The sequence below is a fragment of the Ruegeria alba genome (genome assembly GCF_022321465.1).
Lineage (GTDB): Bacteria > Pseudomonadota > Alphaproteobacteria > Rhodobacterales > Rhodobacteraceae > Ruegeria_B > Ruegeria_B alba.
In genome coordinates this window covers 1-25,746 of the sequence record NZ_JAKOEM010000015.1, presented here as the reverse complement: position 1 = coordinate 25,746, position 25,746 = coordinate 1, and the positions used below count along the sequence as shown (strand labels likewise).

Annotated in this window: 27 protein-coding genes, 1 tRNA gene and 1 pseudogene; 21 read left to right on the top strand and 8 right to left on the bottom strand. The window is 61.5% G+C overall.

Annotated features, from left to right (window positions below; genetic code table 11):
• Positions 1-42: 42 nt before the first annotated feature.
• Positions 43-927: a LysR family transcriptional regulator gene (locus MB818_RS15385; protein WP_234145738.1), complete on the top strand. Its 885-nt coding sequence runs from the start codon at positions 43-45 to the stop codon at positions 925-927.
• Here MB818_RS15385 and MB818_RS15380 read toward each other — a convergent pair.
• The gene (locus tag MB818_RS15380) at positions 922-1,809 is read right to left on the bottom strand and encodes a LysR family transcriptional regulator (RefSeq protein ID WP_238905655.1); all 888 of its coding nucleotides are present in this window, start codon (positions 1,807-1,809) and stop codon (positions 922-924) included. The two genes, MB818_RS15385 and MB818_RS15380, sit on opposite strands and share 6 nt — an antisense overlap.
• A gap of 111 nt (positions 1,810-1,920) precedes the next feature.
• Between MB818_RS15380 and cuyA the strand changes: the two genes are divergently transcribed.
• A complete protein-coding gene (gene cuyA / locus MB818_RS15375) occupies positions 1,921-2,940 on the top strand; it encodes a D-cysteate sulfo-lyase (protein ID WP_234177047.1) in 1,020 nt (339 codons plus the stop codon).
• Between the two features lie 38 nt (positions 2,941-2,978).
• Complete coding sequence (locus MB818_RS15370) at positions 2,979-3,965, top strand: YeiH family protein (protein ID WP_238905654.1); 987 nt, start codon at positions 2,979-2,981, stop codon at positions 3,963-3,965.
• A gap of 33 nt (positions 3,966-3,998) precedes the next feature.
• Here MB818_RS15370 and MB818_RS15365 read toward each other — a convergent pair whose 3' ends face one another.
• The 4 genes from MB818_RS15365 to MB818_RS15350 are packed head-to-tail and all read right to left on the bottom strand — an operon-like array spanning position 3,999 to position 8,220.
• Positions 3,999-4,781, bottom strand: coding sequence for a dimethylarginine dimethylaminohydrolase family protein (locus tag MB818_RS15365; RefSeq protein WP_234217194.1), 783 nt, complete (start codon positions 4,779-4,781; stop codon positions 3,999-4,001).
• A gap of 6 nt (positions 4,782-4,787) precedes the next feature.
• On the bottom strand, positions 4,788-6,389 hold the full coding sequence (locus MB818_RS15360; RefSeq protein ID WP_238905653.1) for a 5-guanidino-2-oxopentanoate decarboxylase: 1,602 nt from the start codon (positions 6,387-6,389) through the stop codon (positions 4,788-4,790).
• Positions 6,389-7,576, bottom strand: a complete 1,188-nt coding sequence (locus MB818_RS15355) for a pyridoxal phosphate-dependent aminotransferase (protein WP_234163302.1) — start codon at positions 7,574-7,576, stop codon at positions 6,389-6,391. Before MB818_RS15355 ends, MB818_RS15360 begins: the two co-directional genes overlap by 1 nt.
• Positions 7,573-8,220 (bottom strand): TetR/AcrR family transcriptional regulator, encoded by a 648-nt coding sequence (locus MB818_RS15350; protein WP_234140128.1) that lies wholly within the window; start codon positions 8,218-8,220, stop codon positions 7,573-7,575. The genes MB818_RS15355 and MB818_RS15350 overlap by 4 nt, the downstream gene beginning before the upstream one ends.
• 138 nt (positions 8,221-8,358) lie before the next feature.
• Here MB818_RS15350 and MB818_RS15345 point away from each other — a divergent pair, with 138 nt between their 5' ends.
• From MB818_RS15345 to MB818_RS15280, 14 genes are all read left to right on the top strand, one after another.
• The gene (locus tag MB818_RS15345) at positions 8,359-9,141 is read left to right on the top strand and encodes an ABC transporter ATP-binding protein (RefSeq protein WP_304622098.1); all 783 of its coding nucleotides are present in this window, start codon (positions 8,359-8,361) and stop codon (positions 9,139-9,141) included.
• A 32-nt stretch (positions 9,142-9,173) separates the two neighbouring features.
• Positions 9,174-9,944, top strand: a complete 771-nt coding sequence (locus MB818_RS15340; protein WP_234177050.1) for a transporter substrate-binding domain-containing protein — start codon at positions 9,174-9,176, stop codon at positions 9,942-9,944.
• 9 nt (positions 9,945-9,953) lie between these two features.
• Complete coding sequence (locus MB818_RS15335; protein ID WP_234140126.1) at positions 9,954-10,706, top strand: ABC transporter permease; 753 nt, start codon at positions 9,954-9,956, stop codon at positions 10,704-10,706.
• A complete protein-coding gene (locus MB818_RS15330; RefSeq protein WP_439653292.1) occupies positions 10,703-11,491 on the top strand; it encodes an ABC transporter permease in 789 nt (262 codons plus the stop codon). The genes MB818_RS15335 and MB818_RS15330 overlap by 4 nt, the downstream gene beginning before the upstream one ends.
• Before the next feature lie 78 nt (positions 11,492-11,569).
• Positions 11,570-12,049 (top strand): UPF0262 family protein, encoded by a 480-nt coding sequence (locus MB818_RS15325; RefSeq protein ID WP_234140125.1) that lies wholly within the window; start codon positions 11,570-11,572, stop codon positions 12,047-12,049.
• Positions 12,050-12,052: 3 nt separating this feature from the next.
• Positions 12,053-12,511 (top strand): arsenate-mycothiol transferase ArsC, encoded by a 459-nt coding sequence (locus MB818_RS15320; RefSeq protein ID WP_144084117.1) that lies wholly within the window; start codon positions 12,053-12,055, stop codon positions 12,509-12,511.
• Positions 12,508-12,906 carry a ketosteroid isomerase-related protein gene (locus MB818_RS15315; RefSeq protein WP_234140124.1) on the top strand — a complete coding sequence of 133 codons (399 nt, stop codon included), beginning with the start codon at positions 12,508-12,510 and terminating at the stop codon, positions 12,904-12,906. Before MB818_RS15320 ends, MB818_RS15315 begins: the two co-directional genes overlap by 4 nt.
• The gene (locus MB818_RS15310) at positions 12,899-13,492 is read left to right on the top strand and encodes a GNAT family N-acetyltransferase (protein ID WP_234140123.1); all 594 of its coding nucleotides are present in this window, start codon (positions 12,899-12,901) and stop codon (positions 13,490-13,492) included. The genes MB818_RS15315 and MB818_RS15310 overlap by 8 nt, the downstream gene beginning before the upstream one ends.
• Before the next feature lie 23 nt (positions 13,493-13,515).
• Complete coding sequence (locus tag MB818_RS15305) at positions 13,516-14,412, top strand: carbon-nitrogen hydrolase family protein (protein ID WP_234163303.1); 897 nt, start codon at positions 13,516-13,518, stop codon at positions 14,410-14,412.
• A 70-nt stretch (positions 14,413-14,482) separates the two neighbouring features.
• Positions 14,483-14,701, top strand: coding sequence for a translation initiation factor IF-1 (infA, locus tag MB818_RS15300; RefSeq protein WP_005978431.1), 219 nt, complete (start codon positions 14,483-14,485; stop codon positions 14,699-14,701).
• 10 nt (positions 14,702-14,711) lie between these two features.
• Positions 14,712-15,290, top strand: a complete 579-nt coding sequence (locus MB818_RS15295) for a Maf family protein (protein ID WP_238905652.1) — start codon at positions 14,712-14,714, stop codon at positions 15,288-15,290.
• Positions 15,287-16,309: a ribonuclease E/G gene (locus tag MB818_RS15290; protein WP_238905651.1), complete on the top strand. Its 1,023-nt coding sequence runs from the start codon at positions 15,287-15,289 to the stop codon at positions 16,307-16,309. The genes MB818_RS15295 and MB818_RS15290 overlap by 4 nt, the downstream gene beginning before the upstream one ends.
• Positions 16,306-16,488, top strand: a complete 183-nt coding sequence (locus MB818_RS15285) for a DNA gyrase inhibitor YacG (RefSeq protein ID WP_234140119.1) — start codon at positions 16,306-16,308, stop codon at positions 16,486-16,488. Before MB818_RS15290 ends, MB818_RS15285 begins: the two co-directional genes overlap by 4 nt.
• 79 nt (positions 16,489-16,567) lie before the next feature.
• Positions 16,568-16,642: transfer RNA gene (locus tag MB818_RS15280), tRNA-Phe, on the top strand.
• 66 nt (positions 16,643-16,708) lie between these two features.
• On the opposite strand, the gene MB818_RS15275 is transcribed toward MB818_RS15280, so the two are convergent.
• Together MB818_RS15275 and MB818_RS15270 are read right to left on the bottom strand one after the other, a co-directional pair.
• Positions 16,709-17,644 carry a tyrosine-type recombinase/integrase gene (locus MB818_RS15275; protein WP_238905650.1) on the bottom strand — a complete coding sequence of 312 codons (936 nt, stop codon included), beginning with the start codon at positions 17,642-17,644 and terminating at the stop codon, positions 16,709-16,711.
• A gap of 106 nt (positions 17,645-17,750) precedes the next feature.
• The gene (locus MB818_RS15270) at positions 17,751-17,930 is read right to left on the bottom strand and encodes a hypothetical protein (RefSeq protein WP_238905649.1); all 180 of its coding nucleotides are present in this window, start codon (positions 17,928-17,930) and stop codon (positions 17,751-17,753) included.
• On the opposite strand from MB818_RS15270, the gene MB818_RS22020 reads away from it, so the two are divergent.
• From MB818_RS22020 to MB818_RS15260, 3 genes are all read left to right on the top strand, one after another.
• Positions 17,911-18,162, top strand: a complete 252-nt coding sequence (locus MB818_RS22020) for an HGGxSTG domain-containing protein (protein ID WP_369426333.1) — start codon at positions 17,911-17,913, stop codon at positions 18,160-18,162. The genes MB818_RS15270 and MB818_RS22020 overlap by 20 nt on opposite strands.
• A 380-nt stretch (positions 18,163-18,542) precedes the next feature.
• The gene (locus MB818_RS15265) at positions 18,543-21,122 is read left to right on the top strand and encodes a calcium-binding protein (protein WP_234163307.1); all 2,580 of its coding nucleotides are present in this window, start codon (positions 18,543-18,545) and stop codon (positions 21,120-21,122) included.
• Between the two features lie 505 nt (positions 21,123-21,627).
• Positions 21,628-23,454, top strand: a complete 1,827-nt coding sequence (locus tag MB818_RS15260; RefSeq protein ID WP_238905648.1) for a glycosyltransferase — start codon at positions 21,628-21,630, stop codon at positions 23,452-23,454.
• A 9-nt stretch (positions 23,455-23,463) separates the two neighbouring features.
• On the opposite strand, the pseudogene MB818_RS15255 reads toward MB818_RS15260, so the two are convergent.
• Positions 23,464-23,862, bottom strand: a pseudogene (locus tag MB818_RS15255) (integrase core domain-containing protein); the annotation flags it as partial.
• 825 nt (positions 23,863-24,687) lie between these two features.
• Here MB818_RS15255 and MB818_RS15250 point away from each other — a divergent pair.
• The gene (locus tag MB818_RS15250) at positions 24,688-25,644 is read left to right on the top strand and encodes a hypothetical protein (protein ID WP_238905647.1); all 957 of its coding nucleotides are present in this window, start codon (positions 24,688-24,690) and stop codon (positions 25,642-25,644) included.
• Positions 25,645-25,746: the final 102 nt, after the last annotated feature.

The window sequence follows — 25,746 nt, the reverse complement described above, 5'->3', positions numbered from 1 at the left end:
TAAGCGAAATCAGGCAATTATGGTGAAAACGGGGGCGCAAAGATGGATATCAACTGGCTGCGCGATTTCACCTGCCTGGCGCGGACGCTGAATTTCACCCGCGCCTCGGAAGAGCGCAACATCACCCAATCCGCCTTCAGTCGCCGTATCAAATCGCTGGAAAACTGGTTGGGAATCCCGCTGATCAAACGCTCGACCTATCCGGTTCAGTTGACCGAGGCGGGGCAGCAATTCCTGCCGGTGGCACAGGAAGCCATCGCCAGCCTGACCGATATCCGGCAGGTGTTGCGCGCACAGGAACAGGGGGTGACCGCGTTCCAGCGCTTTGCGGTGCTGCACACGATCTCGGTCAATTACCTGACCCGGCGCATCGCCGAGTTCGAGGACCTGATCCCCAACCTGCGGGTGCGGGTCTATTCCGACAACCTGCGCACCTGTTGCCAGCTGCTGTCGGACGGCACCTGCGATTTCCTGCTCTATTATCGGCATCAGGACGTGCAGCCGGTGTTCGAGGAGAAGCAGTTCGCGCGCAAGGATATCGGGGTCGAGCTGATGTATCCGGTGGCCGAGAGCGGCGCCGCGCGGGCGGGTGGCTGGGATCTGGACGGCGACGGGCGTCAGCCGATCCCCTATCTCAGCTACGACCCGAGCAGCTTCCTGGGCACCGTGGTCGATCAGACCATCGGCAATCGTACCCCGCCGCTGGCGATCCGCTACATGGATGCGCTGACCGAGGCGATCAAGCGGCGGGTGCTGTCGGGAAGCGGCATGGCCTGGCTGCCCGAAAGCGTGATTGCCGAGGAACTGGCCGCCGGGCGGGTCACCATCATCGGCGGCCCGGACTGGCAGGCGCCGCTGACCCTGTCGCTGTTCTGTTCGCGCGACCGTCTGGACGAGACCGGCCAGAAAGTGTGGAACGCCCTATGATGGGCCGGGCTGGCCGCTGAGCATCTGCCAGCTTTGATCGCTGCGGCGTGGGCTGCCACCCGACAGCCGCATCAGGGTAACGGTCAGCGGCTGGTCCGGCAGGCCCTCGGCCCGGCATAGTCGCCCCGCCGCCAGATGTGGTGCCACCAGTGTCAACGGCAACCAGGCCACTCCGATGCCACCCAATGCGTATTCGCAGGCCGCGAGCGTCAGTGCGGTCTCGGCCCGCACCTCATAGGTGAATCCCGCCGGCAGACGCGGCGCGACGAAGCGGTCGAACACCTGCCCCAGGAACACATCCGGCGGATAGCCGATTACCGGCATCTCGGTGCGGGCCTCTGCCGTCTCAAGCCCCGATGCGTGCACGGGCACCAACAGGTCTGTTTCCAGCTCGGCCCGGTCAAAGGCTTGTGGCAGCATCGGATCACGCTCGCCCGGCACCTCGTAGGCGACCGCGAAATCGGCCTCGCCCGACAACAGCAGCATCAGGCATTCGTCCCGGTTGCCCGAGCGCACCCGGACCGAGATGTCCTGAGACGCGGTCAGATCCCGCACGATCCGGGGCGAGATGGTGGTGGTGATCGCATGCTGACAGACCAGGGTGACCCCGCGCCGGGCATCCTCGGCCGAGACCCGCAGATCCTGCTGCAATCGTCGCAAGCGGCCGCTCAACTCGCGCAGTTCGGGTTCCAGTGTCAGTACGCCGGGCAGCACCGCCACCGGCTTGCGGCTGCGGTCGAACAGCGCCGCGCCGATCCGCTCCTCGATCCCGCGCACCCGGCGGGTAAAGGCGGGCTGGGTCAACAGCCGGCGTTCCGCCGCCGCCGCAAGCGACCCGGTGTCGATCACCGCCAGGATATCGTCGATCCAGTCCAGTTGCATCGCCCTGCCCCTCTAATATGCCGATCATGCATGTTATCCCGCGCAGTTTGCATTAGATTGCCCGGAAATTCGAGGGTAAGTTGCCTTAAACCCAATTCAGGAGTTAACACCATGCATCTTGCCCGCTATCCCCGCCGCTTCATCGCCCATCTGCCGACGCCGCTGGAACGGCTGGACCGGCTGACCGCCGAACTGGGCGGGCCCGAGATCTGGATCAAGCGCGACGATTGCACCGGCCTGTCCACCGGCGGCAACAAGACCCGCAAGCTGGAATTCCTGATGGCCGAGGCCGAGTTGCAGGGCGCCGACATGGTGATGACGCAGGGCGCGACCCAGTCGAACCATGCTCGCCAGACCGCCGCATTCGCCGCCAAGCTGGGCATGGATTGCCATATCCTGCTTGAGGACCGGACCGGCTCGAACAACGCCAACTACAACAACAACGGCAACGTGCTGCTGGACCATCTGCATGGCGCCACCACCGAAAAGCGTCCGGGCAGCGGTCTGGACATGAATGCCGAGATGGAACAGGTCGCCGAGAAGTTCCGCGCCGACGGCCGCAAGGTCTATACCATCCCCGGTGGCGGCTCGAACCCGACCGGCGCGCTGGGATATGTGAACTGTGCCTTCGAGATGCTGAACCAGTTCAACGAGCGCGGGCTGAAGGTGGATCATATCGTGCACGCCACCGGCAGCGCGGGCACCCAGGCCGGTCTGATCACCGGGCTTCAGGCGATGAACGCACAGATCCCGCTGTTGGGCATCGGCGTGCGTGCGCCCAAGCCCAAGCAGGAAGAGAATGTCTATAACCTGGCCTGCGCCACCGCCGAGAAGCTGGGCTGCCCCGGTGTCGTCTCGCGCGAGGACGTGGTCGCCAATACCGACTATGTCGGCGAAGGCTATGGCATTCCCACCGAAAGCGGGCTGGAGGCGATCCGCATGTTTGCCGAGCTTGAGGCGATCCTGCTTGATCCGGTCTATTCGGCCAAGGGGGCGGCGGGCTTCATCGACCTGATCCGCAAGGGGCATTTCAAGAAGGGCGAGCGGGTTGTGTTCCTGCATACCGGCGGCGCGGTGGCGCTGTTCGGCTATGACAACGCGTTTGACTATTCGGGACGCTGGGTGGCCTAAGGCCACCCCTACCCCCCTTCCTGCCAAGGACATAACCGATGGTATCGGCGCTCAAGTCCCGTTGGGACACCCACTTTGGTGGCATTCTTCTGGTCTGCGTTGTGGCCGCCGCCGCTACCTTTCTGTCCGAGCATTACGGGGCGCCGGCCATGCTGTTCGCGCTGCTGATCGGCATGGCCTTTCACTTTCTGCATCGCGATGCCGCCTTTGCCCCCGGCCTCGATTTCTCGGCCAAGACACTGTTGCGGTTCGGGGTCGGGTTGCTGGGTCTGCGGCTGAGCATCGGCGATGTGGAAAGCATCGGGTTGGGCGCCGTGGCGGCGGTGGGGGGCTTTGTGCTGGCCACGCTCGCCTGTGGCGCCATGCTGTCCTATCTCTTTGGCCGCCGCATGGCCTTTGGCCTGCTGGCGGGCGGTTCGGTGGCAATCTGCGGGGCGTCGGCGGCGCTGGCCATCGCCTCGGTCCTGCCGGCGCGGGCCGATCGCGAGCAGGACACGCTGTTCGTGGTGATCGGGGTGACCGCGCTGTCGACCATCGCGATGATCGCCTATCCGATCCTGTTCGCCAGCCTGGGCATGAGCGATCTGCAATCGGGGTTCCTGATCGGGGCGACCATCCATGACGTGGCGCAGGTGGTCGGCGCGGGCTATTCCATCAGCGACGAGGCGGGCGTCATCGCCACATTCGTCAAGATGGTGCGGGTGGCGCTGCTGCCGGTGGTGATGCTGGTCGTGATGTTCAGCTTTCGCGGCGCGCAGAGCCAGCGGGTCACCCTGCCCTGGTTCCTGGTGATGTTCATCGTGTTGGCGGTGCTGGCCAATACCGGCGTGATCCCGCAAGCGGTGATCGACGCCATCGGCACCCTGTCGCGCTGGTGCCTTGTGATTGCCATCTCGGCCCTGGGGGTCAAGACAAGCCTCGCCACCATTGCCCATGTCAAGCCGAGCTATGGCGTGATCCTGGTGGTTGAAACCTTGTTTCTGCTGGCCATCGCCATCGGTTTTGTCCTGTTGACCGAGCTTTGAGAGAGGCGCGCTCTGCGCCTCTCTTCTCCAAGGTCAGAACCGCAGCGATAGGCAGGACATGCCGCCATCCAGCTTGGCGCATTCACTGTTGTCGATTTCCACAACCTCAAATCCGGCCTTGTCGAGGGTCTCGGCTGTTTTCGGAAACCCGGCAGGCATCAGCACTAGATTGTTAAAGCGGATCGAGTTGGCGGCGGCCTCTTCTCCCGGGGCGGTGTGGATCACCCGGTAACCTTCGAAACAGCCCGAGGCATCCAGCCGCTCGGTCGCCAGAATGGTCTCGCCATCCAGGAGCGAGCAGTCGGTCTTGAAATGCAGAACGCCGGGCGGGGTAAAGACCTCGCGCAGGGTATGGCCCCAGTCGGCGACGATATCGGCCAGTTCGGCCACACCGGCGGCATCGGTCCGGTCCGAGCGACCCACCAGGATCTCGCGCCCGGTGACCAGGATATCGCCGCCCTCGATATGGCCGGGACCGGTGATTTCGCGCAGCTCGGCGTAACAGACGCGCAGGGCCGGGGCCATTTCGGCCACCTCGCCCATGCGGCTGGGGGCGCCCGGGCGCATCAGCACTGCGCCCTTGGGCAGGCAAAGCGCGGTATCCTCGACAAACAGCGCGTCGGGATAGGCATCGAGCGGCGGCAGTTCGATCACCTCGGCACCGGTGCTTTTCAGGGTGGCGACATAGTGGTCATGCGCCTTTTGCATGCGGGCCAGATCGGGGGTGCCGATATCCTGGGCCCTGAGCCCATCGATCACGCTGGGGGCCGGGCGGCGGGTGATGGCGCGGGTGAATTCATAGGTCGGGTCGGTCATGGCGGATCAATCCTGTTCCGGCGCATAAGGTGCGTCGATTTCGATGAGCGTGGGACCGGCATGGCGCCGGGCTTTGGCAAGGGCGGAGGCAAAGCCCGCCGGATTGTCGGCGGCGCAAATGCTGTAGGGCATGCCGCAGGCGGCGGCGATGGCGGCAAAATCGGGCGGGGTCGGGTCGCAACCGACCACCTCGACACCCACCGCGCGCATCGACATGTCGATTTCGCGATAGCCGCGACTGTTCCAGATCACGAATGTGATGGGCAGCGCCTCGTCGCGGGCGACCATCAGCTCGGTCAGGCTGAACTGCGCTCCGCCATCGCCCGCGATACAGATCACCGGCGTTTCGGGGGCGGCAATGGCGGCGCCGATGGCGGCAGGGATACCATAGCCCAGGGCACCGAACCCGGTGGCGGCGTTGAACCAGGCACCGGGGCGGTCGTGGTCGTAAACAAGGTTGCCGGCATAGATCGGCTGCGTCGAATCCCCCACCATAAGCGCGCCGGGCACCGCATCGCGCGCGGCTTCCAGCATCTCGACCATGCTGCGCATATAGGGGCCGATTTCCTCACGCGCCGCGTGCCGGGCGGCGCTGGCGCGGGCGGCGCCGTCGTGGTTGCGCGCACCCTCGGGCAGCCGCGCCAACAGCCCCGCCACAGCGGTACCCGCGTCTCCCCGGATCGTCAGGTCGGCGGGGTGGCGGGCAAGCTGAGCGTCGCAGATGTCGATGCGGATCAGCCCCGCCATCTGTGGCATGGTGCCGGTGGCATACATGTCGTAATCGGTCGGGCCCAGCTCGGTCCCGATGGCCAGCACCCGGTCGGCGCTTGCGATCAGGTTGCGCACCGCATCAAGGCTGGGGCTGGCGGCAACGGTCAGGGGATGGCCATGCATCAACCCGCGCGCGTTCACCGTCTCCACCACCGGCGCATCCAACCGTTCGGCCAGCGCCAGAACAGCCGCTTCAATGCCCTTTGCCCCGCCTCCGATCAGGACCACCGGGCGTCGCGCGGCGTCGAGCCGCGCGGCGGCAGTGTCGAGCAACGTGGCCTCTGCTTCATCGGGCTTTGCGGGGGCAGCGGCGGGCAGGGCACCGTCGAAATCGATCCCGGCCACGTCCAGCGGTACCTCGATATGACAGGGACCACCGCGACCTGTTGCGAGCCGGTCAAACACCGATCCCAATGCCGGGGCCAACTGATCCGTCTGCGAGATGCGATACACCTCCAGCGCCACCTGCGAGACCAGCCCAAACTGGTCGGGCAATTCGTGCAGATGCCCCATGCCGCGCCCCAGGCTGGCGCGGGTGTTCACGCCCGAAACCACCAGCATCGGCACGCTGTCTGCGCGAGCCTGTCCCATCGCGGTCAGCGTGTTGGTCACCCCCGGTCCGGTTATGACAAAGGCCACGCCGGGCCGCCCCGAGGCCCGGGCATAGCCATCGGCCATGAACCCGGCGCCCTGCTCGTGGCGCGGGGTGACATGACGGATGCCCGAAGCAGCCAGACCGCGATACATCTCGATCGTGTGCACACCGGGAATGCCGAACACACAGGTCACCCCGCGTGCGGCAAGACCTGCCACCAGCGCCTCTCCCACAGTTGTCATCAGGCGTCCTCGCTCTGGAATTGCGCCGCATGGGCGGCGATGCGCTCGCAGGCGGTGTCAAAGGCCGCGTCCCCGGCGGTCAGCGCCACCCGGACCCAGCCGTCGATCGTGTCGCCGAACGAGGCGCCCGGCATCACCGCCACTCCGGCATGATCCAGCAGGTGTTCGGCATAGGCCTCGCCCGTCATGCCGGTGCCGGTGACATCTATCATCGCGAACATGCCGGCCTGCGGTTTCAGCACGCGCAGGCAGGTCTGCCCGTTCAGCCGCGCGGCCAGCCGGTCCGCCCGCGCGGCGAACCGTGCCCGCATGCCCGGTGCAACAGAGGAGCCGTTGCGCACCGCCGCCTCGGTCATGTCGGCGATAAAGGGCTGGTTGCCGAAGAGCATGGTTTCCGACAACGGCAGCAGCGCGGCGGTAAACGTCTCAGGCCCGATGCACCAGCCACTGCGGAACCCCGGCGCGGCGTGGGATTTCGAGATCGACGAGACCACGATCACCCGGTCGGCCAGATCGGGTTGGGCAAGCGGCGACGTAAAGCGTTGCCCGTCGAAAACCAGCTGCTCGTAAACCTCGTCCGAGATGATCCACAGATCATGCTTGCGGGCGAGGTCGCCAATTGCGGCGATATCCTCGGGCGTCAGGATGGCGCCAGTGGGGTTGTGGGGCGTCGTAAGCAGGATGGCGCGGCTGCGCGGCGTGATGCGCGCGGCGATATCGTCGGCTGAAATGCGAAACCCGTTTTCGGGCCGCAGCGGCACCGGCACCAGATCGGCGCCGGTGGCGCGGATCACCCCGGCATAGGTGGCATACATGGGATCGCCCACCAGCACCTCGTCGCCTTCCTCGGCCACGCCCATCAACACCGCGTAGAGCGCGGTCTGGGTGCCCGGAAAGCACATGACCTGCGCGTCCGAAATCGCCCGCCCGGTGTTGGCGCTGTAGCGTTCGGCGAGCGCCGCGCGCAGGCCCGGCTCGCCCGCGCCGTCGGAATAGGTAGTGCGCCCGGCGCGCATCGCGGCCTCGGCCACATCCATCAACTCGGTCGGTGGCGGCACGTCCGGCTCGCCGATGGTCAGGCTGATCACATCGGCGCCCTGGGCGATCATCGCCTTGGCGCGCAGGTAGATGCCCCATTTGGCGCCGCCCAGATCGGCCAGGCGGCGGGTAATGGCGGTTGTTTTCATGCCTCTTCTCCCGGATCGTTCAGGGTCAGTCCCAGAATGGCGCCGACCGAGGTCAGGCCGATGTTCACAAGTTCGCCCGGATCAAAGGCATCGGGCAGAGCGCCGCCCTCCAGCCAGAGCCCGTCGATGACGGCGTTACAGGCGATGGCCAGCGCGCGCAGCCGCTCGGGCGTGGGGGTTTCACCTGCCTCTTCCAGCGCAGGGGCGATCAGTGCCTGCAAGCGGTCGCGAAAGTCGTAATAGGTGCGGCTGTGCACCTCGGCCATGCGCGGGTCGCGCTGCACCATGTTGAGGAACCCGGCCCACAGACCCACTGCCTGTGGGCTGCTGACCGGGGGGGTCAGGCTGGCGCGCACAATGCGCGCCAATTGGTGCGCCGCCGGTTCGCCCGCCCGGCGGGGGCCTTCCATCGTGGCATCGGTCAGCTGGCTCATATGTGCCTGATAGGCGGCATAGATCAGTTCGTCCTTGCCATCGAAATAGTGCCGGATCAGACCCAGCGTCACGCCCGCCTCGTCCGCGATGCCGCGCACGGTCGCTGCCTGCACACCCTTGCGCCCGATCAGGGTCAGCGTCGCCCGGATCAGCGCCTCGCGCCGGTGTTCGGCGGATTCGCGGGTAAAGCTGCGGCGTGGGCTGTCCAAGGGCGGGGCCTCCTGCGGGGTGAAAAGCGGGCTTGATTTGCGTCGCTCATGTTGTTATACAGTTGTATAAATATAAACAGAGCCGGGCCGAAAAGGCAACCGGAAAGTCAGGGGGATGGCGTGACAGCAACGCAGGAACTGACGCCCGACGCGGGGGCCGCCAGCGGTTTGGCGGGGACATTGCTGATCGAGGATCTGCATAAATCCTTTGGCGATCTCGAAGTGCTCAAGGGCGTGTCGCTGACCGCGAACCGAGGCGATGTGATCGCGATCATCGGTGGCTCGGGCTCGGGCAAGTCGACCATGCTGCGCTGCATCAACTTTCTGGAAACCCCCAGCTCGGGCCGGATCGTGATCGGCGGCGAGGAAATCCGCATGCGCGCCGATGGCACCGCTGCCGACCGCAAGCAGCTGGAGCGGGTGCGCACCCGGCTGGCGATGGTGTTCCAGTCGTTCAACCTGTGGACCCACCGCACCCTGCTGGAAAACGTGATCGAAGTGCCGGTGCATGTGCTGAAGGTGCCGCGCGCGCAGGCGATCGAAAAGGCGCGCGCCCTGCTTGCGCGGGTGGGCCTGGCCGAGAAGGAGGACACCTATCCGCTGTTCCTGTCCGGTGGTCAGCAGCAACGCGCAGCCATCGCGCGCGCGCTGGCGGTGGACCCGGCGGTGATGCTGTTTGACGAACCGACCTCGGCGCTGGACCCCGAACTGGTTGGCGAGGTGCTGGGCGTGATGCGCGACCTTGCCGCAGAGGGGCGCACCATGCTGGTGGTCACGCATGAGATGAACTTTGCCCGCGAGGTCGCAGACCATGTGGTGTATCTTTATCAAGGCCGGATCGAGGAACAGGGGCCACCCGACCAGATCTTTGGCAACCCGCAATCCGAGCGGCTGAAACAGTTTCTGAAATCCATCAACTGAAACTCAAGAATGAAAAACAGGGAGACCAACATATGAGCTTCAAGACATCGCTGCTGGCCGGTCTGGCCGCAATGGCCCTGGGCGCGGGCGCCGCGGCCGCCGAAGAGGTCAAGATCGGCATCGCGGCCGAGCCTTACCCGCCCTTCGCCTCGCCCGATTCCGCCGGCAACTGGGTCGGCTGGGAGGTCGAGGTGATCGACGCCGTCTGCAAGGCCGCCGCACTGGATTGCGTGCTGACCCCCGTCGCATGGGACGGCATCATCCCCTCGCTGACCGGCAAACAGATCGACGCCATCATGGCCTCGATGTCGATCACCGAAGAGCGGATGCAGACCATCGACTTCTCGAACCCCTATTACAACACGCCCGCCGTGATCGTGGCCGACAAGTCGCTGGATATTGATGCATCGCCCGCCTCGCTGGCCGGCAAGATCATCGGGGTGCAGGCTTCGACCATTCACCAGGCCTATGCCAACGCGTATTTCGGTGATGCCGAGATCCGTGTCTATCAGACCCAGGACGAGGCCAATCAGGACCTTTATGCCGGTCGTATCGACGCCACCCAGGCCGACAGCATCGCCATGGCCGATTTCGTTGCCACCGATGCGGGCCAGTGCTGCGAGATCAAGGGCAACGTGGCCAATGACGAAGCGATCCTGGGCAAGGGCGTTGGCGCCGGAGTGCGCAAGGGTGACGATGCGCTGCGCGAGGCGTTGAACAAGGGCATCGCCGCGATCCTGGCCGATGGCACGCACGAGGCGATCACCGCGCGTTACTTCACCGCGCCCATCTACAGCGAATAACCGCTTTAGATGGAGGGGCTTCTGGACCTGCTCGGCCTGGCGAAAAGCGCCGAGCTGTTGTCGCTGTCACCGCCGGGCTGGGGGATGAACCTGCTGCGCGGTCTGGGCAAATCGCTTCAGATCGCGTTCGGGGCCTTCGGCTTCGGTCTGGTGATCGGGCTGTTCGGAGCCTATGGCAAGCTTTATGGCGGGCCGGTCATCCGTGACCTGCTCGCCATTTACACCACCGTTGTCCGGGCCGTGCCCGAACTGGTGCTGATCCTCATTCTCTATTTTGTTGGCACCGACCTGATCAACCGCGCGTCCGAGGCGCTGGGATATGGCCGGGTTGAGATCAGCGGCGTTGCCGCCGGCATCTGGGTGCTGGGCGTGGTGCAGGGCGCCTATTCGACCGAGGTGCTGCGCGGCGCCATTCTGGCGGTGCCGCAGGGCCAGATCGAGGCGGCGCGCGCCTTTGGCATGCCGCCGGTGATGCTGATGCGGCGGGTGACCATTCCGGCGATGCTGTCCTTTGCCCTGCCGGGGCTGGCGAACCTGTGGCTGATCGCCACCAAGGATACCGCGCTGCTGGCGGTTGTGGGCTTTAGCGAGCTGACACTGGAAACCCGGCAGGCGGCGTCGAGCACGCGGGCCTATTTCACCTTTTTCCTCGCCGCGGGCGCGCTCTATCTGATGGTGACGCTGATGTCGTCCGCGCTGTTCCAGCTGCTCGAGCGGCGGTCGCGGCGCGGGCAGCCCTCTCTCAAGGGGGCGGGCCGATGATGCGGATGATCCGTCCGATGCTGATGCCGCACCGGCTGGTGCTGATCGGGCTGGCTGTGGCGCTGGTGGTCTGGTGCGCGCTGACGCTGCGCTGGGACTGGTTGCCGAAGTACATGCCGCTGGCGATGGAGGGGCTGTGGCGCACCGTCTGGCTGCTCGCAGCGAGTACATTCCTGGGCTTCCTGCTGGCGGTGCCGCTGGGTTTTGCCCAGGCGGTGGGGCCCTGGTACCTGTCGACGCCCGCGCGGGTGTTCTGCACCCTGATCCGGGGCACGCCGCTGCTGTTGCAGATCTGGCTGCTTTATTACGGGTTGGGTTCGGTCTTTCCCCAGATCGACGGTATCCGAGACAGCGTTCTGTGGCCCTATCTGCGGCAGGCCTGGCCCTATGCGCTGCTGGCGCTGACGCTGTCCTTTGCCGGGTACGAGGGTGAGGTGATGCGTGGAGCATTCGCGGGGGTCAATCGCGGCCAGCTTGAGGCCGCGCGCTCGTTCGGGATGCCTCGTTTCACCCTGTTCCGCCGCATCTGGCTGCCGCAGGCGATCAACAACGTGCTGCCGACGCTGGGTGGCGAGACCATCCTGCAACTGAAGGCAACGCCGCTGGTGGCGACGATCACGGTGGTCGAGATCTTCGCTGTCTCCTCGCGGGTGCGGCAGGACACGTTCGTGATCTACGAACCGCTCCTGTTGCTGGCGCTGGTCTATATGGTCATCGCGGGGCTGATCGCGCTGGCGTTTCGCTGGCTGGAGAACCGGGTACCCACGCGGCGCCCCGGCAGCTGATCGCGCATCGCGACACGTTGCCCATCGCAAACCCATGGTGTAGGTCTGTCCCGATCTATCGAACAGGCACCCGTGACGATGAGCCGTATTTCTCATATCGAGCTGGATGACAGCAACCTTCCCCCGCCCACGCCCGAGATCGAGCAGGAGCGCAAAGTCGCGATCTATGATCTGCTGGAGGAAAACAGCTTTGCCCTGCCGGCACGCGACGACCGCGCGGTGCCAGACGGGCCCTACCGGGTAAACCTGTCTATCCGCGACAAGCGGCTGGTCTTTGACATCCAGACCGAGGACGAAGAGAAGGCGGCCGAATTCCACCTGTCGCTGGGCCCGTTCCGGCAGGTGGTCAAGGATTACTTCCAGATCTGCGAAAGCTATTTCAACGCGGTCAAGACCCTGCCGCCCAGCCAGATCGAGACCATCGACATGGCCCGGCGCGGCATCCACAACGAGGGCAGCCGGGTGTTGCAGGAACGGCTGGACGGCAAGGCCGAGATCGACACCGACACCGCGCGTCGCCTGTTCACCCTGATCTGCGTTCTGCATTTCGGGGGCTGAATGGTGCACCCGCTTCCGCAGTCGGTCCTGTTTTGCTGCGACCACAACGCGGTCCGCTCGCCCATGGCGGAAGGCATCATGAAGAAATTCTATGGCACCGGCACCTATGTGCAATCCGCCGGTGTTCATAACGACATGGAAATCGACGGGTTCTGTATCGCCGTCTGTCAGGAGATCGACGTCGAACTGGCGCGTCACCGGTCGCGATCCTTCGATATGATGCAGGAATGGGGTGACGACCTCAGCTCTTTCGATCTGGTGGTGGCGCTGTCGCCCGCCAGCCAGCGCCGGGCGCTGGAACTGACCCGTTTTTTTCACCTTGATGTCGAATATTGGCCAATTATGGACCCTACCGGACTGGGCGAGACGCGGGCGGAGAAGCTACACCACTATCGTCAGACCCGCGATCAGATCATCAAACATCTGAAAGAGCGCTGGGGAGAGCCAACGGAGAGATCATGAGCGAGACCGTCAAACGCTATTTCGACGCCTTCAACGCGGGCGATGTGCAGGGCATGCTGGACTGCCTGTCCGAGGACGTGGCCCATCACGTGAACGAGGGCCAAATCCGTGTCGGCAAAGAGAAATTCGCCGATTTCTGTGCCCACATGAACCGCTGCTACAAAGAGCTGTTGACCGACATCGTCGTGTTCGAGGCCGAGGGCGGCACCCGCGCGGCGGCGGAGTTCATCGTCAACGGGACCTATCTGCAAACCGATTCCGGCCTGCCCGAGGCGCATGGCCAGACCTATCGCCTGCCGGCGGGGTCGTTTTTTACGCTGACGGGTGACAAGATCTCGCGCGTGACGACGTTCTACAACCTGGCCGATTGGGTGAAACAGGTCTCGAATGGCTGAGGTGACCGAGGTCCGGGCGCTGACCGGCGCGGCGCTGGACGCCGCGCTGGACGATGTGGCCCGGCTGCGGATCGCGGTGTTCCGGGCATGGCCCTATCTTTACGACGGTGACCTGGACTATGAGCGGAAGTATCTGCAAGCCTATCGCAACAGTGATCGGGCCATCGTGGTTGGCGCCTTTGACGGTGATCGGTTGATCGGCGCCTCGACCGGCATGCCGCTGGCCGATCATGCCGATGATTTTGGTGCTGCCTTTGAGGGTACCGGCCTGACACTGGAGGAGGTGTTTTATTGCGCCGAATCCGTGCTGTTGCCCGAGTATCGCGGCCATGGTGTCGGGCACCGGTTCTTTGACCTGCGCGAGGGCCATGCCCGCGCGCTGGGTTTCGCCAAATGCGCCTTTTGCGGCGTGCAGCGCCCCGCCGATCACCCGCTGAAGCCCGACAGCTATCGCCCGCTCGATGCGTTCTGGCGCGCGCGGGGGTACGAGAAACTGCCCGGAGCCGTGGCGCATTTCAGCTGGAAAGATCTGGATCAGGACCACGAGACCGACAAGCCGCTGCAATTCTGGCTCAGGGATCTCTGATCCCGCCCTTGGAGAGACCGCAGATGAAAATCGCCACCGCCGCCTATCCGCTCGACTGGCTCGACAGCTGGGCGCAATACGAGGACAAGCTGGCCCATTGGGTATCCGAGGCCGCCGGACAAGGGGCCGATCTGCTGGTCTTTCCCGAATACGGCGCCATGGAGCTGAGCACGTTGGCCGGGCCTGCGGTCGCTGCCGATCTCGAAGGGTCGATCCGCGCGGTCAGCGAGCGGATGGAAGAGGCGGCGACCGTGCACCTGAAGCTGGCCGCGGAACATGGCGTGCATATCCTGGGTGCGTCAGCGCCGGTTGATCCCGGTGCAGGTCGTCCGGTGAACCGGGCGGAGCTTTACACGCCCGCCGGAGGACGTGACCATCAGGACAAGCAGATCATGACCCGGTTCGAGCGCGAGGATTGGGATATCGTGCCGGGCGGGCCGCTGAAACTGTTCAACACCGCTCTGGGCAGGATCGGCGTTTTGATCTGTTATGACAGCGAATTCCCGCTCTTGGGTCGGGCTCTGTCCGAGGCCGATATCCTGCTTGTCCCGTCCTGCACCGAGGCATTGGCGGGATACAGCCGCGTGCGGATCGGCGCCATGGCACGGGCGCTGGAAAACCAGTGCGTCACCGCCATGGCCTCGCTTGTGGGTGACAACGACTGGTCCGAGGCGGTGGACCGCAATACCGGCATGGGCGGTATATTCGGCCCGCCTGACAAGGGCTTTCCCGGTACCGGTATTCTGGCCGAAGGACAGATGAACCGGCCTGGCTGGACCTATGCCGAGGTCGACTTGTCGGCCATCGCCCATGTGCGCGCCGATGGCGGTGTCCTGAACCGTAGCCATTGGGTCGAACAGGACGGGCGGGTCGGTTCGGTCACAAACTCTTGCCTGCGCGCAAAAGCACCCTTGAATTAGGGGGGAAATGAGCGCATTTAAGCGCCAGTGCCTGCGGATTCCGCGGGCTAAACGCAATGATGGAGACAACATGGCCAAGGAAGATACGCTCGAATTTCCCGGTGTCGTGAAGGAACTCCTGCCCAATGCGACGTTCCGGGTCGAGCTTGAAAACGGCCATGAGATCATCGCGCATACGGCAGGCAAGATGCGCAAGAACCGCATCCGTGTTCTGGCTGGCGACAAGGTGCAGGTCGAGATGACCCCCTATGATCTGACCAAGGGTCGGATCAACTACCGCTTCAAGTAACGCTTTTCGCATGGCGTTCATTCTCGGATCGGGCAGCCCAAGGCGGCTGGACCTGCTGGCGCAGCTTGGCATCACGCCGGATGCGGTGCGCCCACCCGAGATCGACGAGACCCCGGCCAAGGGCGAACTGCCCCGCGCCTATTGCACCCGCATCAGTCGTGAGAAGGTGGCCGCCGTCGAGGCCGGGCCGGACGATATCGTGCTGTGCGCCGATACCACCGTGGCGCTTGGCCGTCGTATCCTGGGCAAACCGGCAGACGCGGGAGAGGCGGCCGAGTTCCTGCATGCGCTGTCCGGGCGCCGGCATCGCGTGATCACCGCTGTGGCGGTGCGACGCGGTGACCGCCTGTGGGAGCGGGACGTGGTAAGCCAGGTCAAGGTCAAGCGGCTCTCGGATCCCGAAGTGAACCGGTATCTCGCCACTGACGATTGGAAGGGCAAGGCCGGGGCTTATGCCATTCAGGGCCCGGCTGGCGCGTTCATTCCCTGGATCTCGGGTTCGTTCAGCGCCATCGTCGGCCTGCCGCTGGCGGAAACCGCCGCCCTTCTGGCCGCTGCGGGGCACCCCAAGTTCAAAGGTGACACATGAAAGGCCGCACCATCGTACTTGATCATATCGCCGGACGTGAGGCTGCGGCGCTGATGGTCGATGGCCAGCTGGACGATTTCCTGATCGCTGGCGACGCGCCACCACCCGGCACCATCTATCGCGCCCGCGCCGATCGACCGGTCAAGGGGCAGGGCGGCATGTTCCTGACCACCCCCGATGGCCCGGCCTTTCTGCGCCAGGTCAAGGGGCTGGCCCCCGGCACGCAGCTGCTTGTGCAGGTGACCGGGTATCCCGAGCCGGGCAAGGCACTCCCGGTCACATCCAAGCTGTTGTTCAAGAGTCGCCATGCCATCGTCACGCCCGATGCGCCGGGGCTGAACCTGTCGCGCAGCATCCGCGACGAGGCCGAGCGTGACCGCCTGTTGGAAATCGCGCATGATGTGATGGAGGGCCATGGCTTTGGCCTGATCCTGCGCTCGTCTTGTGCCGAGGTCGCGGCCGAGGTGATTGCCGAGGATATCGAGGCGATGATCTCTCAGGCCCGGCAGGTGCTGGAGGACAAAGGCAAGGGTTGCGAGACCCTGATCGAAGGTGACGGCCCGCATGTTCTGGCCTGGCGCGACTGGACCGATCCGGCCGAAGTTGTGACCGAGGCGGGCGGGTTCGAGGATCGTGGCGTGCTCGACGCGCTGGAGCGGGTGCGCGGCATTGCCGAGCCACTGCCGGGCGGCGGCCACCTCTATATCCAGCCCACCCGCGCGCTGGTGGCGGTGGATGTGAATACCGGCAGCGATACCTCGCTTGCGGCGGGTCAAAAGGCCAATTTCGCCTGCGCGAAACTGCTGCCGCGCGCCCTGCGCGTGCGGGGCCTGGGCGGCCAGATCACGCTGGATCTGGCGCCCATGGCCAAGAAGGACAGGCGCGGGTTCGAAGCCGCCCTGCGGGCCGCGTTGAAGGCCGATAGCGAAGAGACGACCCTGGCGGGCTGGACCCCGTTGGGTCATTACGAACTGCAACGCAAGCGCGGTCGGGTGCCGGTGTCGGAGGCGCTGTCATGAGTTGCCCGATCTGCGGGTCCGAAACCGTTCCCGCCTATCGTCCCTTCTGCTCGAAACGCTGCGCCGATCTTGATCTGGCCAAGTGGTTGAATGGCTCCTATGCGATCCCGTCTTCGTCTGAAGAGGAAGACGAAGCCCTTGATGATGAGGCCGAAACTCAGGCCAAGCTGCGGCACTGAAAAAACTTGAAAAAGCCTCTGGACACCGCCTCAGCCACGTCCTAGAAGGCCTCCACCCAGCGGCAGAAGCCGTTCCCGTGCCCGGGTAGCTCAGGGGTAGAGCAGTGGATTGAAAATCCTCGTGTCGGTGGTTCGATTCCGCCCCCGGGCACCATAAAAATCAATAACTTGTACGATCTATGGCTCGGTACCGCCAACTGCACGTGTAATTCGTGTGTAATCAGGCCGAACTTTTCGGTTTAAGCTTGCGGATGGTGTTTTCCTGGGTGCCGCTGACCCGCCCTTCCAGCCGCTCCATTGCTGCTTCGATGTGCGACCCGCTTTGGTGCGCGTAACGCGCCACCATTGACAACGTCTTGTGACCGGAAATTCGCTGGACCGTGGGCAAGTCAACACCCGCCTGTACCAGATGTGTCACCGCTGTATGGCGAAGTGTATGAGGCGTGATTTGATCGGGATCGAGACCTGCTCGTTCAGCGGATCTACGAAAAGCCTTGCGGATTGTGTGGACGTGACCGGTGGCGCTGCCCGGAGAGGGGAATATCCATTCGCAGCCCGGCGGCAGCATTTTCATCCGCCTTCCTAAATACTCGGCTAGTTCGCGCGTGATCGGTTGCTCGCGAGATCCCGCCTTGGCCTGCGGAACCCATATCACTCGTTTCCCGAGGTCGACGTCTTCTCGACGGATTGCAAGCATCTCCGCATGACGCATCCCTGTGTGCAATCCTACCATCACGAAAGCATGGACGTTTTCGTTGTGATCTGACGCCGCTGCATCTAGCAACGCAACGCACTGGTCATCCGTAAGGTACACGATCCGCTGGTTATCTTCTTTGAAACGATTGATCCTAACCGACTTGCTCTTGATCCACTTCCACTCGACGGCTTGATTTAGTAGGTGGGAAAGCGTGGCCAGTTCCCGATTTACAGTGGCCTTTGCTGCGCCCGCAGAGCAGCGGGCCTTCTTGTAACGTTCAACGTCGAAGGATTCGACAGCGCTCAGGGGCTTGGCTGCAAGGAACGGAACTAAGTGCTGTCTTAGCTGACGCTCTTTGATGTCGATGTTCTTACCATCACTATCACGAAGCCTTTGAATATAGCGGTCTGCCGCTTCCTCAAAGCTCAATGGCGTCTTTCGCCCCTCGGGTAACTCCAAGCGATGACGCCTGGCATCGGTTCTTGCTTGAGCAACGAAGTCTTCCGCCTGCTGCCTCGTTACTCCTTCGGACTCGCGACCGATCACTCGATGAATACGCTGGCGGTCATGGGCGACGCTGCTGGACGCGCTGAACAAGCATCGCGGGAAGGGTCAGCAGAAGGTGACCGTCGAGCATGTCCACGTCCATGCCGACGGCCAGGCCTTGGTCGGCACGGTCGAACGACCGGGGGGAAGGGATCAGAGCAAAATGGAGGAACAACCCCATGCAAAGCAGATTACCCATGCACCTGAGCCCGCGCTGCGGGGCGCGGACGCGGAGCGGGACCCCGTGCCGGTCGCCCGCGACGGCGAACGGTCGCTGCCGAATGCACGGGGGCAAGTCTCCAGGCGCGCCGATCGGGAATGACCATGTCCGCAAGCACGGTCACTACACTGCTAACGCGATCGCGGAACGCAGAGAACTGGCGACGCTCATCCGCTTCATGCGCGGGCTTATCGAGGAGGTGGACCGATGAAAACGGCGCAAGTAATGCTTGTCCAACGGTCCGCTTCACGCGATCTCCACGTCAAACGGCGTTTCACGTGGAGAATGTCGGATGAAGGATGCCTAAGCCCCCACAAAAAGGGGGGATTACCGTAGAGGCCGACCGATGACGCCTCCCATCGACGGGGTTTTCTGCCCCAGCAGGTCCGCAATCTGGCGCTCCTCAATTCCCCGTCCTGTCCCTTGGTGAAGACGAATTGACGCAGATCAATGCAGCCCCCTACCTGATAGCTAAACGTGTGTATAGTGAAATCGGAATGTGTTCTTATATGACATTCCCGATGTGCGCGCCAAAAGCGACGCATTGGGCAGTTGGAAGCGAATGCCATTCCAAAAAAAGGGAGCAATGCAATGGCGACACAAATTAACCCCTTAGAAGTTCAGGATTTCGACCAGCCCCTGATTACCGATCCAACCTACAGTGTCACTCACGTTTTCAGTACAGACGACATTACCGTTTCGTTTGATGGGGATACTGTCGGGTCGATGACTGATCCTCTATCGGTCTTCGATACAAGTGGTGCGAACGGAACGAAAACCACGCAATCAGGTGTCACACTCTATCCTATCGACAGCGAATTCGGTTTTCACGTGACCGATTTCGTCGGCGCTGAAGGGAAAGAACTTGATGGGGACTACGCCGAAGGCTGGGCCGGAAACCTTGAGATTGCAGGGGTTCAGAGCGGCATCGTTATCTCCGATGCACCGACCGACACCTTCAAGACGCCCGCAGTGCTTGGCACCTGGCTGTCGGGTCTTGGCGGTAACTCGGTAAAGGCATCGACCGAACATTACAGCGTGATGCAGAATGTGCTTTCCGACCAGCAGTATCCTGACGATCCAGATGCGGTTTATCAGTTGGACGACAATCTTATCCTGCTGAGCCAGAACGAGGCCTGGAACGGTCAGTATGTCGCTGATCTGCTGGCTGATCCAGAAGAGTACGGCGTCACCGACAGGAACGAAGACGGTGTCCTGGACATTCGTGACGTGATGAATCCGAACGAGTCGACGATTGAGTACGACATCGCGTATGGCGACGATTACTCGGTTACGCTGAAGGATGACGGCAAGCTCCTGTATCGCTGGGGCAATACGATCAAGCGGCCTAACGACGTCCGTCTCGAGGTGGAGATGGAACTTCCGGATGAGTGGAGCACTCCCTCGGAGGACAATCCGAGCTTGATGCCGCTTTACAAGATCACGGCGGCCGAGTTGGTGACCCACCACACGATCACCAACAACCCCAATGACCAGATCCGTCCCGAAGACTACGAAAACGAGGCGGCCATTGGTCAGTTGCCAACCTACGAGATTATCGCCGACTACAATCTCGATGGGAACGGTTCGCGCGAGGTCTGGGTCACGACGGATCCCTACTATGCGGGTGATGGTACGCTCTACGAGGCCGGAACGATCCTGCGCGACGACTTCTTGGCAAGTGTAGGCCAGGCGTCCGCGCTTGCAGCGATTGGTGGCGCATCCGAGGATGTACTGGAAGGTTTCACAAACGCATGGTTCACGACCATGAATCGTGAGCCGTTCGAGCCAGTGTTGAACGACAATGGCACGGAATACGCGGATTCGGGTCCGCGCTGGCGCCTGAAGCCCAACAAGTACGGGCAGGATCTGCCGGGCGTGGAAATTCCGGTCGACCCCAGCGCACCGCCGCCGCCGACGCGCGACGAAATCAAGTATGAAACCGGCGCTGAAACGCAAACCGTGATCAATCTTCTGGATTGGAAGCTTCCATTCTCGCCGCTTTCGATCAGCGCGGGCTGGATGAATAACCCCGGTACTGTTTCGGGGAACGGCGTCAACATGACGACAAATTTCGACGTGGCGTTCTATGTCAAAGGGGACATCAAGCCGGCAGAGCTCTACAGCACCGAGTTGCTGATGAACTACGAAGAGATTGAAATCTTCGACGCCGGTGAGACGATTGTTGGCACGGCTGGAGAAGACTACCTTGTCGGCCAAGGCGGGAACGACTTCACGGGTGGAGCTGGAAATGACCTGTTTGTATTGGCCTATGGAGCTGAAAGCCGCAGTTTTGCCTCGAGCACGATTGCCGACTTCACCGCTGGAGAAGATATGCTTGGTCTGATCAACCATGGTGTTAACGATGTCACCTTTGATACCAAAATCACCCAGACCGTCTCTGATGGAAACCTGCTGATCAGCCTGGATGGCCAGAAGATTGCATCGCTGACCGGTGTGACCGAAGAGCTTGAGTTGACGGACTTCCTGTTCAGCAACACCACGCTTGGTGGTGGCGGCATCGTGGGCACCGATGGAGATGATCTGCTCGTCGGAGATGCAGGCAAAAACGGCATCTATGGCTTTGACGGAAATGACACCCTGCAGGGCGTTGACGGTGACGACACGATCTATGGCGGCAACGGCGATGACTCGATTGAAGGTGGTTCGGGCAACGACATGATTGATGCTGGCTCGGGCAACGATTTGGTGAATGGAGGCGCCGGCAATGACACGGTGACCGGCAATTACCAGGAAGACACGCTTGCCGGTAACAGTGGGGATGACGTTCTCGCCGGTTCGGCAGGCAGCGACTTGCTCTTTGGCGGTGACGGCAACGACTTCCTAAATGGTGGGTTTGCGAACGACCGCTTGAACGGTGGCGACGGTGCGGATCGGTTCTACCATGCGGGAGCCGCAGGCCACGGGAGCGATTGGGTCCAAGACTACGACGCGGCGGAAGGGGATGTTCTGCTCTTTGGTGACAGCACCGCCGACGTGTCTGACTTCTTGGTGAGCTTCGCCTCCTCCGGGTCGGGCGATGCCACTGTGGATGAAGCATTCATCACCTATGTGCCTGGCAACCAAGTGCTCTGGGCACTTGTCGACGGGGCTGCACAGGACAGCATTAACCTGTCCATCGGCGGGACCGAGTACGATCTGCTCGCTTGATTGCTGAGCTCTGCGAACTGGCCGCTGTGATCCCGCAGTCGGCCAGTTTCTTCATTTTAAACCTAAAGAAGGTCAGGCAATGACGAAGACAATGCCAATGACAGTGGTCATTCTGGCTCTTTTTCAGATGGCTGCGACGGGCGTCTGGGCGGCGCATGCCAACCCGTGGGCGGGTGACGACGATTCTCCGCTCTCGAAGGACCACGATACCAATCAGGAACAAAGCATCGACACAACTGGCGACGATGAGATGAAAGGGGTCATGTCCCGCACCGCGCGCGGGAAACTCGAGACCCTGCTGGGCGCAGGCGTCGCCGGTCAAACGAGCTCTCAGGCGGCTAGTGTAGCGTCGGGACGAGGCAGCTCTGGTCCGGGTAATGACCAAGGCGGCGGGCAGGCCGCAGCCGGAGGGCACGGAGGGGCAGGCAGGCCATGATCGGTCAAGACACACCCCCGGATCCCTTTTGAAGACTAGGTCAGCGAAAAATGCATTAGGAGGACGCGGTTGAAAAATCCAGATACGAACGATGCAGCCAGACTTGATCTGGCAACGACATTGTTGAAACAGGGGTACTCCGCTGAAGCGCGCCAGCAAATAGTTGAGATCGGCAGAAGACTTGCTTTGACTCCCAAGGAACTCATGGTGAATGCCCGTGCTTTCCTCAAGGAAGGAGACCTTGAAAACGCCCGCCGCTCCGCCGAAGAAGCCCAGAAGTTGCAGCCGAGCCTACCATTTCCGACAGTCTTTCTTTCCGATATTGCCCGGCAGCTTTCGGGGCCGGAGGAAAAGATAAAATTACTGACGCGCCATCTCGACAAGTTCAAGAACAACCACGAAGTACGGCGAAACCTTGCAGAGTTCCTGAATTCCATCGGCAACCATCAAGCTTGCAGAGAACAGATCGACACAATCGTTTCGAGTGGGAGCGGGACATTCCGGGATCATCTCATCATTGCCAAGAGCTATCTGGCTGAGGGGAATATCGAAAAAGCAAAGGTGGCCGCGCGGAAATCGAACCTTATGGATCCCAGCCGGATCGGGCCGGTCAAATTGCTTGCCGATTGCGCGCATCTTGAAAAAGGATATGCCGAAAAGGTTGCATTATTCGAGGTTCTTGCGCCGGCCACGATCCAGGACTTTGCCCTGACGACAAAATTGGCGGAGGGTCTGCTTGCCTTGGGGCGTAAAATGGATGCACTGACCGCTCTCGAAAAGATCAGGCTGCATTCATGTGATGATAATGAGCTATTCAGACTTGTAACCTATTACGAAAGAATTGGCCGGATCGACTTGGCAGATGCGTGCTACGAAAGCATGAACGCGCTTGGGGACTTTGGAGCGATCAAGCTGTTTCAGGATGTTCTGAAAGGGAAGGTCCCCAAGCATGACGCCTTGCAACTGCACCAAGATAGAGGTTTGGCCAAAGATAGTGCCTATCTTGCGCTAAATGAATATTTGAAGATTACTGAAGTTGTGCCTAGGGGCGACGACAATGAAGATATTTCCATCCGGCTGAGGCAGGTTGCAAGGGACTACGCAATTGCAGACGCCTATTTTCACCCATCAGCCAAATCGTCTTCCCGGGTTATGCCTCTCATAACCATCCTTGCGCCGATTCACCGGGCTGTTGACGAAGAAAACCTGCTGAAACAGATTCTTAGGCAAGATTATCCATCTCTAGAAATCATCATCATCGCAAATGGACCGGGCATTAACAAGGCGCGGCTTAAACAAGAATTAGAAGAGGTCGATCGCTTTGCAAAAGTCACCGTTGCCGAGCTACCAGAAGATACCACTGTTTCGACCGCGCTCAATTTAGCTATTGAAGCTGCAGAAGGCGAATATCTGGCGCGTTTCGACGCAGATGACATATATCTCGAAAGCTATCTTTCGCGGACAATTCGGCTGATGGAGGCCTTCGGGGCAGATTTCTGTGGGAAACCGGACCTTTTTATCCACCTTGAAAAATTCCAAGGCACTGTTGTGTCGAAAGGGTACAATAAAGCGTATCAACCCCGTCCCAAAACCGCCAACATTGCTTGCGGCGGTTCATCACTTTTCGCGTCGGCATCCATGGCGAAAAAAATTGGTTTCGATGAAAACCTGCTGCTCGGGGAAGACCGCGATTTCTACTTTCGCGCGCACGCTTCTGGTTTTCAGATTGTCTGGGCCCCCCCCTTCGACCATATCGTCGTCAGGCGTGCCTCTAACTCGCTTCACACGTGGAGCCCAGGAGACATGGCATTTTTTCAGCCGCGCAATAAAAACCAGCCTTTCTTCCCTGGCTCCTTGGAATTTTTCGAATCCAAACTTTCAAAATTCACCGAATAGCAAGTAGTGTTAGGTGTTCAGTCCCGACATCTGGTGGACCGGATCGACATTGAATCTGTCTGGCTTTGAAGTCCAGACTTTGCAGGTGTACTCGATTGACCTGAGCCCGCTGAGCGTCTCGAGGCGGCGGGCGAAATTATAGGCAGCCATGAAATCGGCGAGATGGCCACGAAGCTGATCGCGGCTGTAGTAGTGGAAGCGTTTGACGGTCGCGTCCTTGATTGTCCGGTTTATTCGTTCGACCTCGCCGTTGGTCCGCAGATGGTTGGACTTGGTCAGGCGATGCTCGATCCCGTTGGCTTCGCAGATCATGTCGAAGCGCATCTGCCGTGAATAGATGGTGTTGCAGTTCCGTGGCTGATCGGCGAACTGGATGCCGTTGTCGGTCAGGATCCTGTGTCTCCGGTATTAAAATCAAGGATGACGGCGAAACCGGACGTTTACAATTGGATCGGAACATAGAGAAAATCCGGGTCCAGCATCGTGAGTATCGCAATGTCTTCTGGACCTACCGTTCTGATGGGACCTGGATACGCGCACGATACGCCGCAGGACCGCACAAGATCGTTCCCGACGACAGGTTCGACGTGAAGGAACTTGTCTATCTCGCGTAGCGGTTGGCGAGCGATTGATTACGCTGCTACACTTGAAAACAAGTTCGCGGAGAACATCGCGGTGTAATTTGTGTGTAATGCAGACCGGAATGTACCGGGTCTGTTCGGACGCAGATCGATCGGAAACCAACGTCTAAACTTGAATTTTTATCGAGATTCCATACGATTCCTACCGGCCGCGGATACCATCTCCAAGCCAGAACGAAAATTGAAAATCCTCGTGTCGGTGGTTCGATTCCGCCCCCGGGCACCAAAGTGCCTCCAAGTATTAATGATATCAATGGGTTACGGGGCAAAATCGTCCCACCGTTTTCGCGTCCGGGCAAAAGTGGGACTTTTTTGTTCGCGGTTCGGTCTCGAAGCTTTACCGACCTTCCACCTGCTTGACTGACTACTTCGCCTTCAAATCGGCCATACAACCTCGGCGTCCTTGCCGGGCGTCTTGAAGTCGCTCAGGCTTCGTTTGGCGCTGTCACCTATGCATGATTGGTAGACGCTCTCTCTCTTTTTTCGCCCCAGCTTGCTGCCCGTGCTGAGAAAGGGCTCTTCTCCGAATGCCTCTCCCAGGTCAGGACCTTGGCTTGTTGCCCGCAGGGTAGCTTTCGGAGTTGCTGTTCGAATGTCAGGAGCGTGTCTGAGCGGCGGCGTTGCGAGTCTAGGTAGTGGTAGTGATACCCGCGCGGATGTGGCGATTGGTGAAGAAGACCTCGATTTCGTGAATTTCCTGCGCAATGTAGGCGTAGCGCATGACACGCCCCACGGTGGCGGGACCTATGGTTACGGGAAAACTTCGCTTTATTCATTGAGCCGCGTCTCGACCATTATCGCAGACAGCCAGACCACGTGCGATGGGAGCCCCGTTCGCCGGATCATGGGATGCCACCTGGGCGATGCCTTTGAAGCTGACACAGACGGGGTGCGTCGCCGCTTCACCGGGCGGCATTGGTGGGGACGTCACGATGCAGAAGGTGGTGTGGAACCACTCCAGGGTGCCGAAGCGGTTGAACTCTCCAAACTCCTTGGGCTTCCATCGCGAGACGAGAGTCGACCTGGTACGACCATCGCGATCATTGCTCCCCACGTGGATCGCGGCGAGGACTTGCGCGCTGAACTCGTGGAAACTGTTCTCTGGAACTTCTGGCCCAGGATGTGCAGCTTCACGTCGCCTGAGCGCAAGATTGAGGTAAGTATCGAGTTCGAAGGCGAACAAGTCGAGATCCCGGAGCCCGAGTCTTGCCCGCCACTCGATCTTTATGCCGAAGCATTGCGAAACGTCCGTGGCGAAGGTGACGGGGAAGTCACCACGATCCGAAGTCGCAAACCGATTGCGGATCTTGGCCGTCTCTCGATTGTCCGGGGACTGAACGCGCCGCGCAACCTTATGGCGCTGCGCGAGGAGAGCCCGATGCGCCAGCAGGCGCATGCCATTGCACTGATGCGGCCCGTGGAACTGGTTGTCCGATATCTGCCCGGCGAGTCCTTCGCGGACAAGCGTTTCGAATGGGCGGGCGTCTTTGTCTGCTCGGAAGAAGACGAGATCGAGAAGGCCTTCGCTGTTTCCGAACCTCGCCATTGAGAGACGGTTCCGGAAAACTGAACATCCGGGATAAGTGGATTTTCCGCGCAACAGCAGCATGATGCTGCGAGCGAGGAGAAGACCATGACAAGACGACCGCGC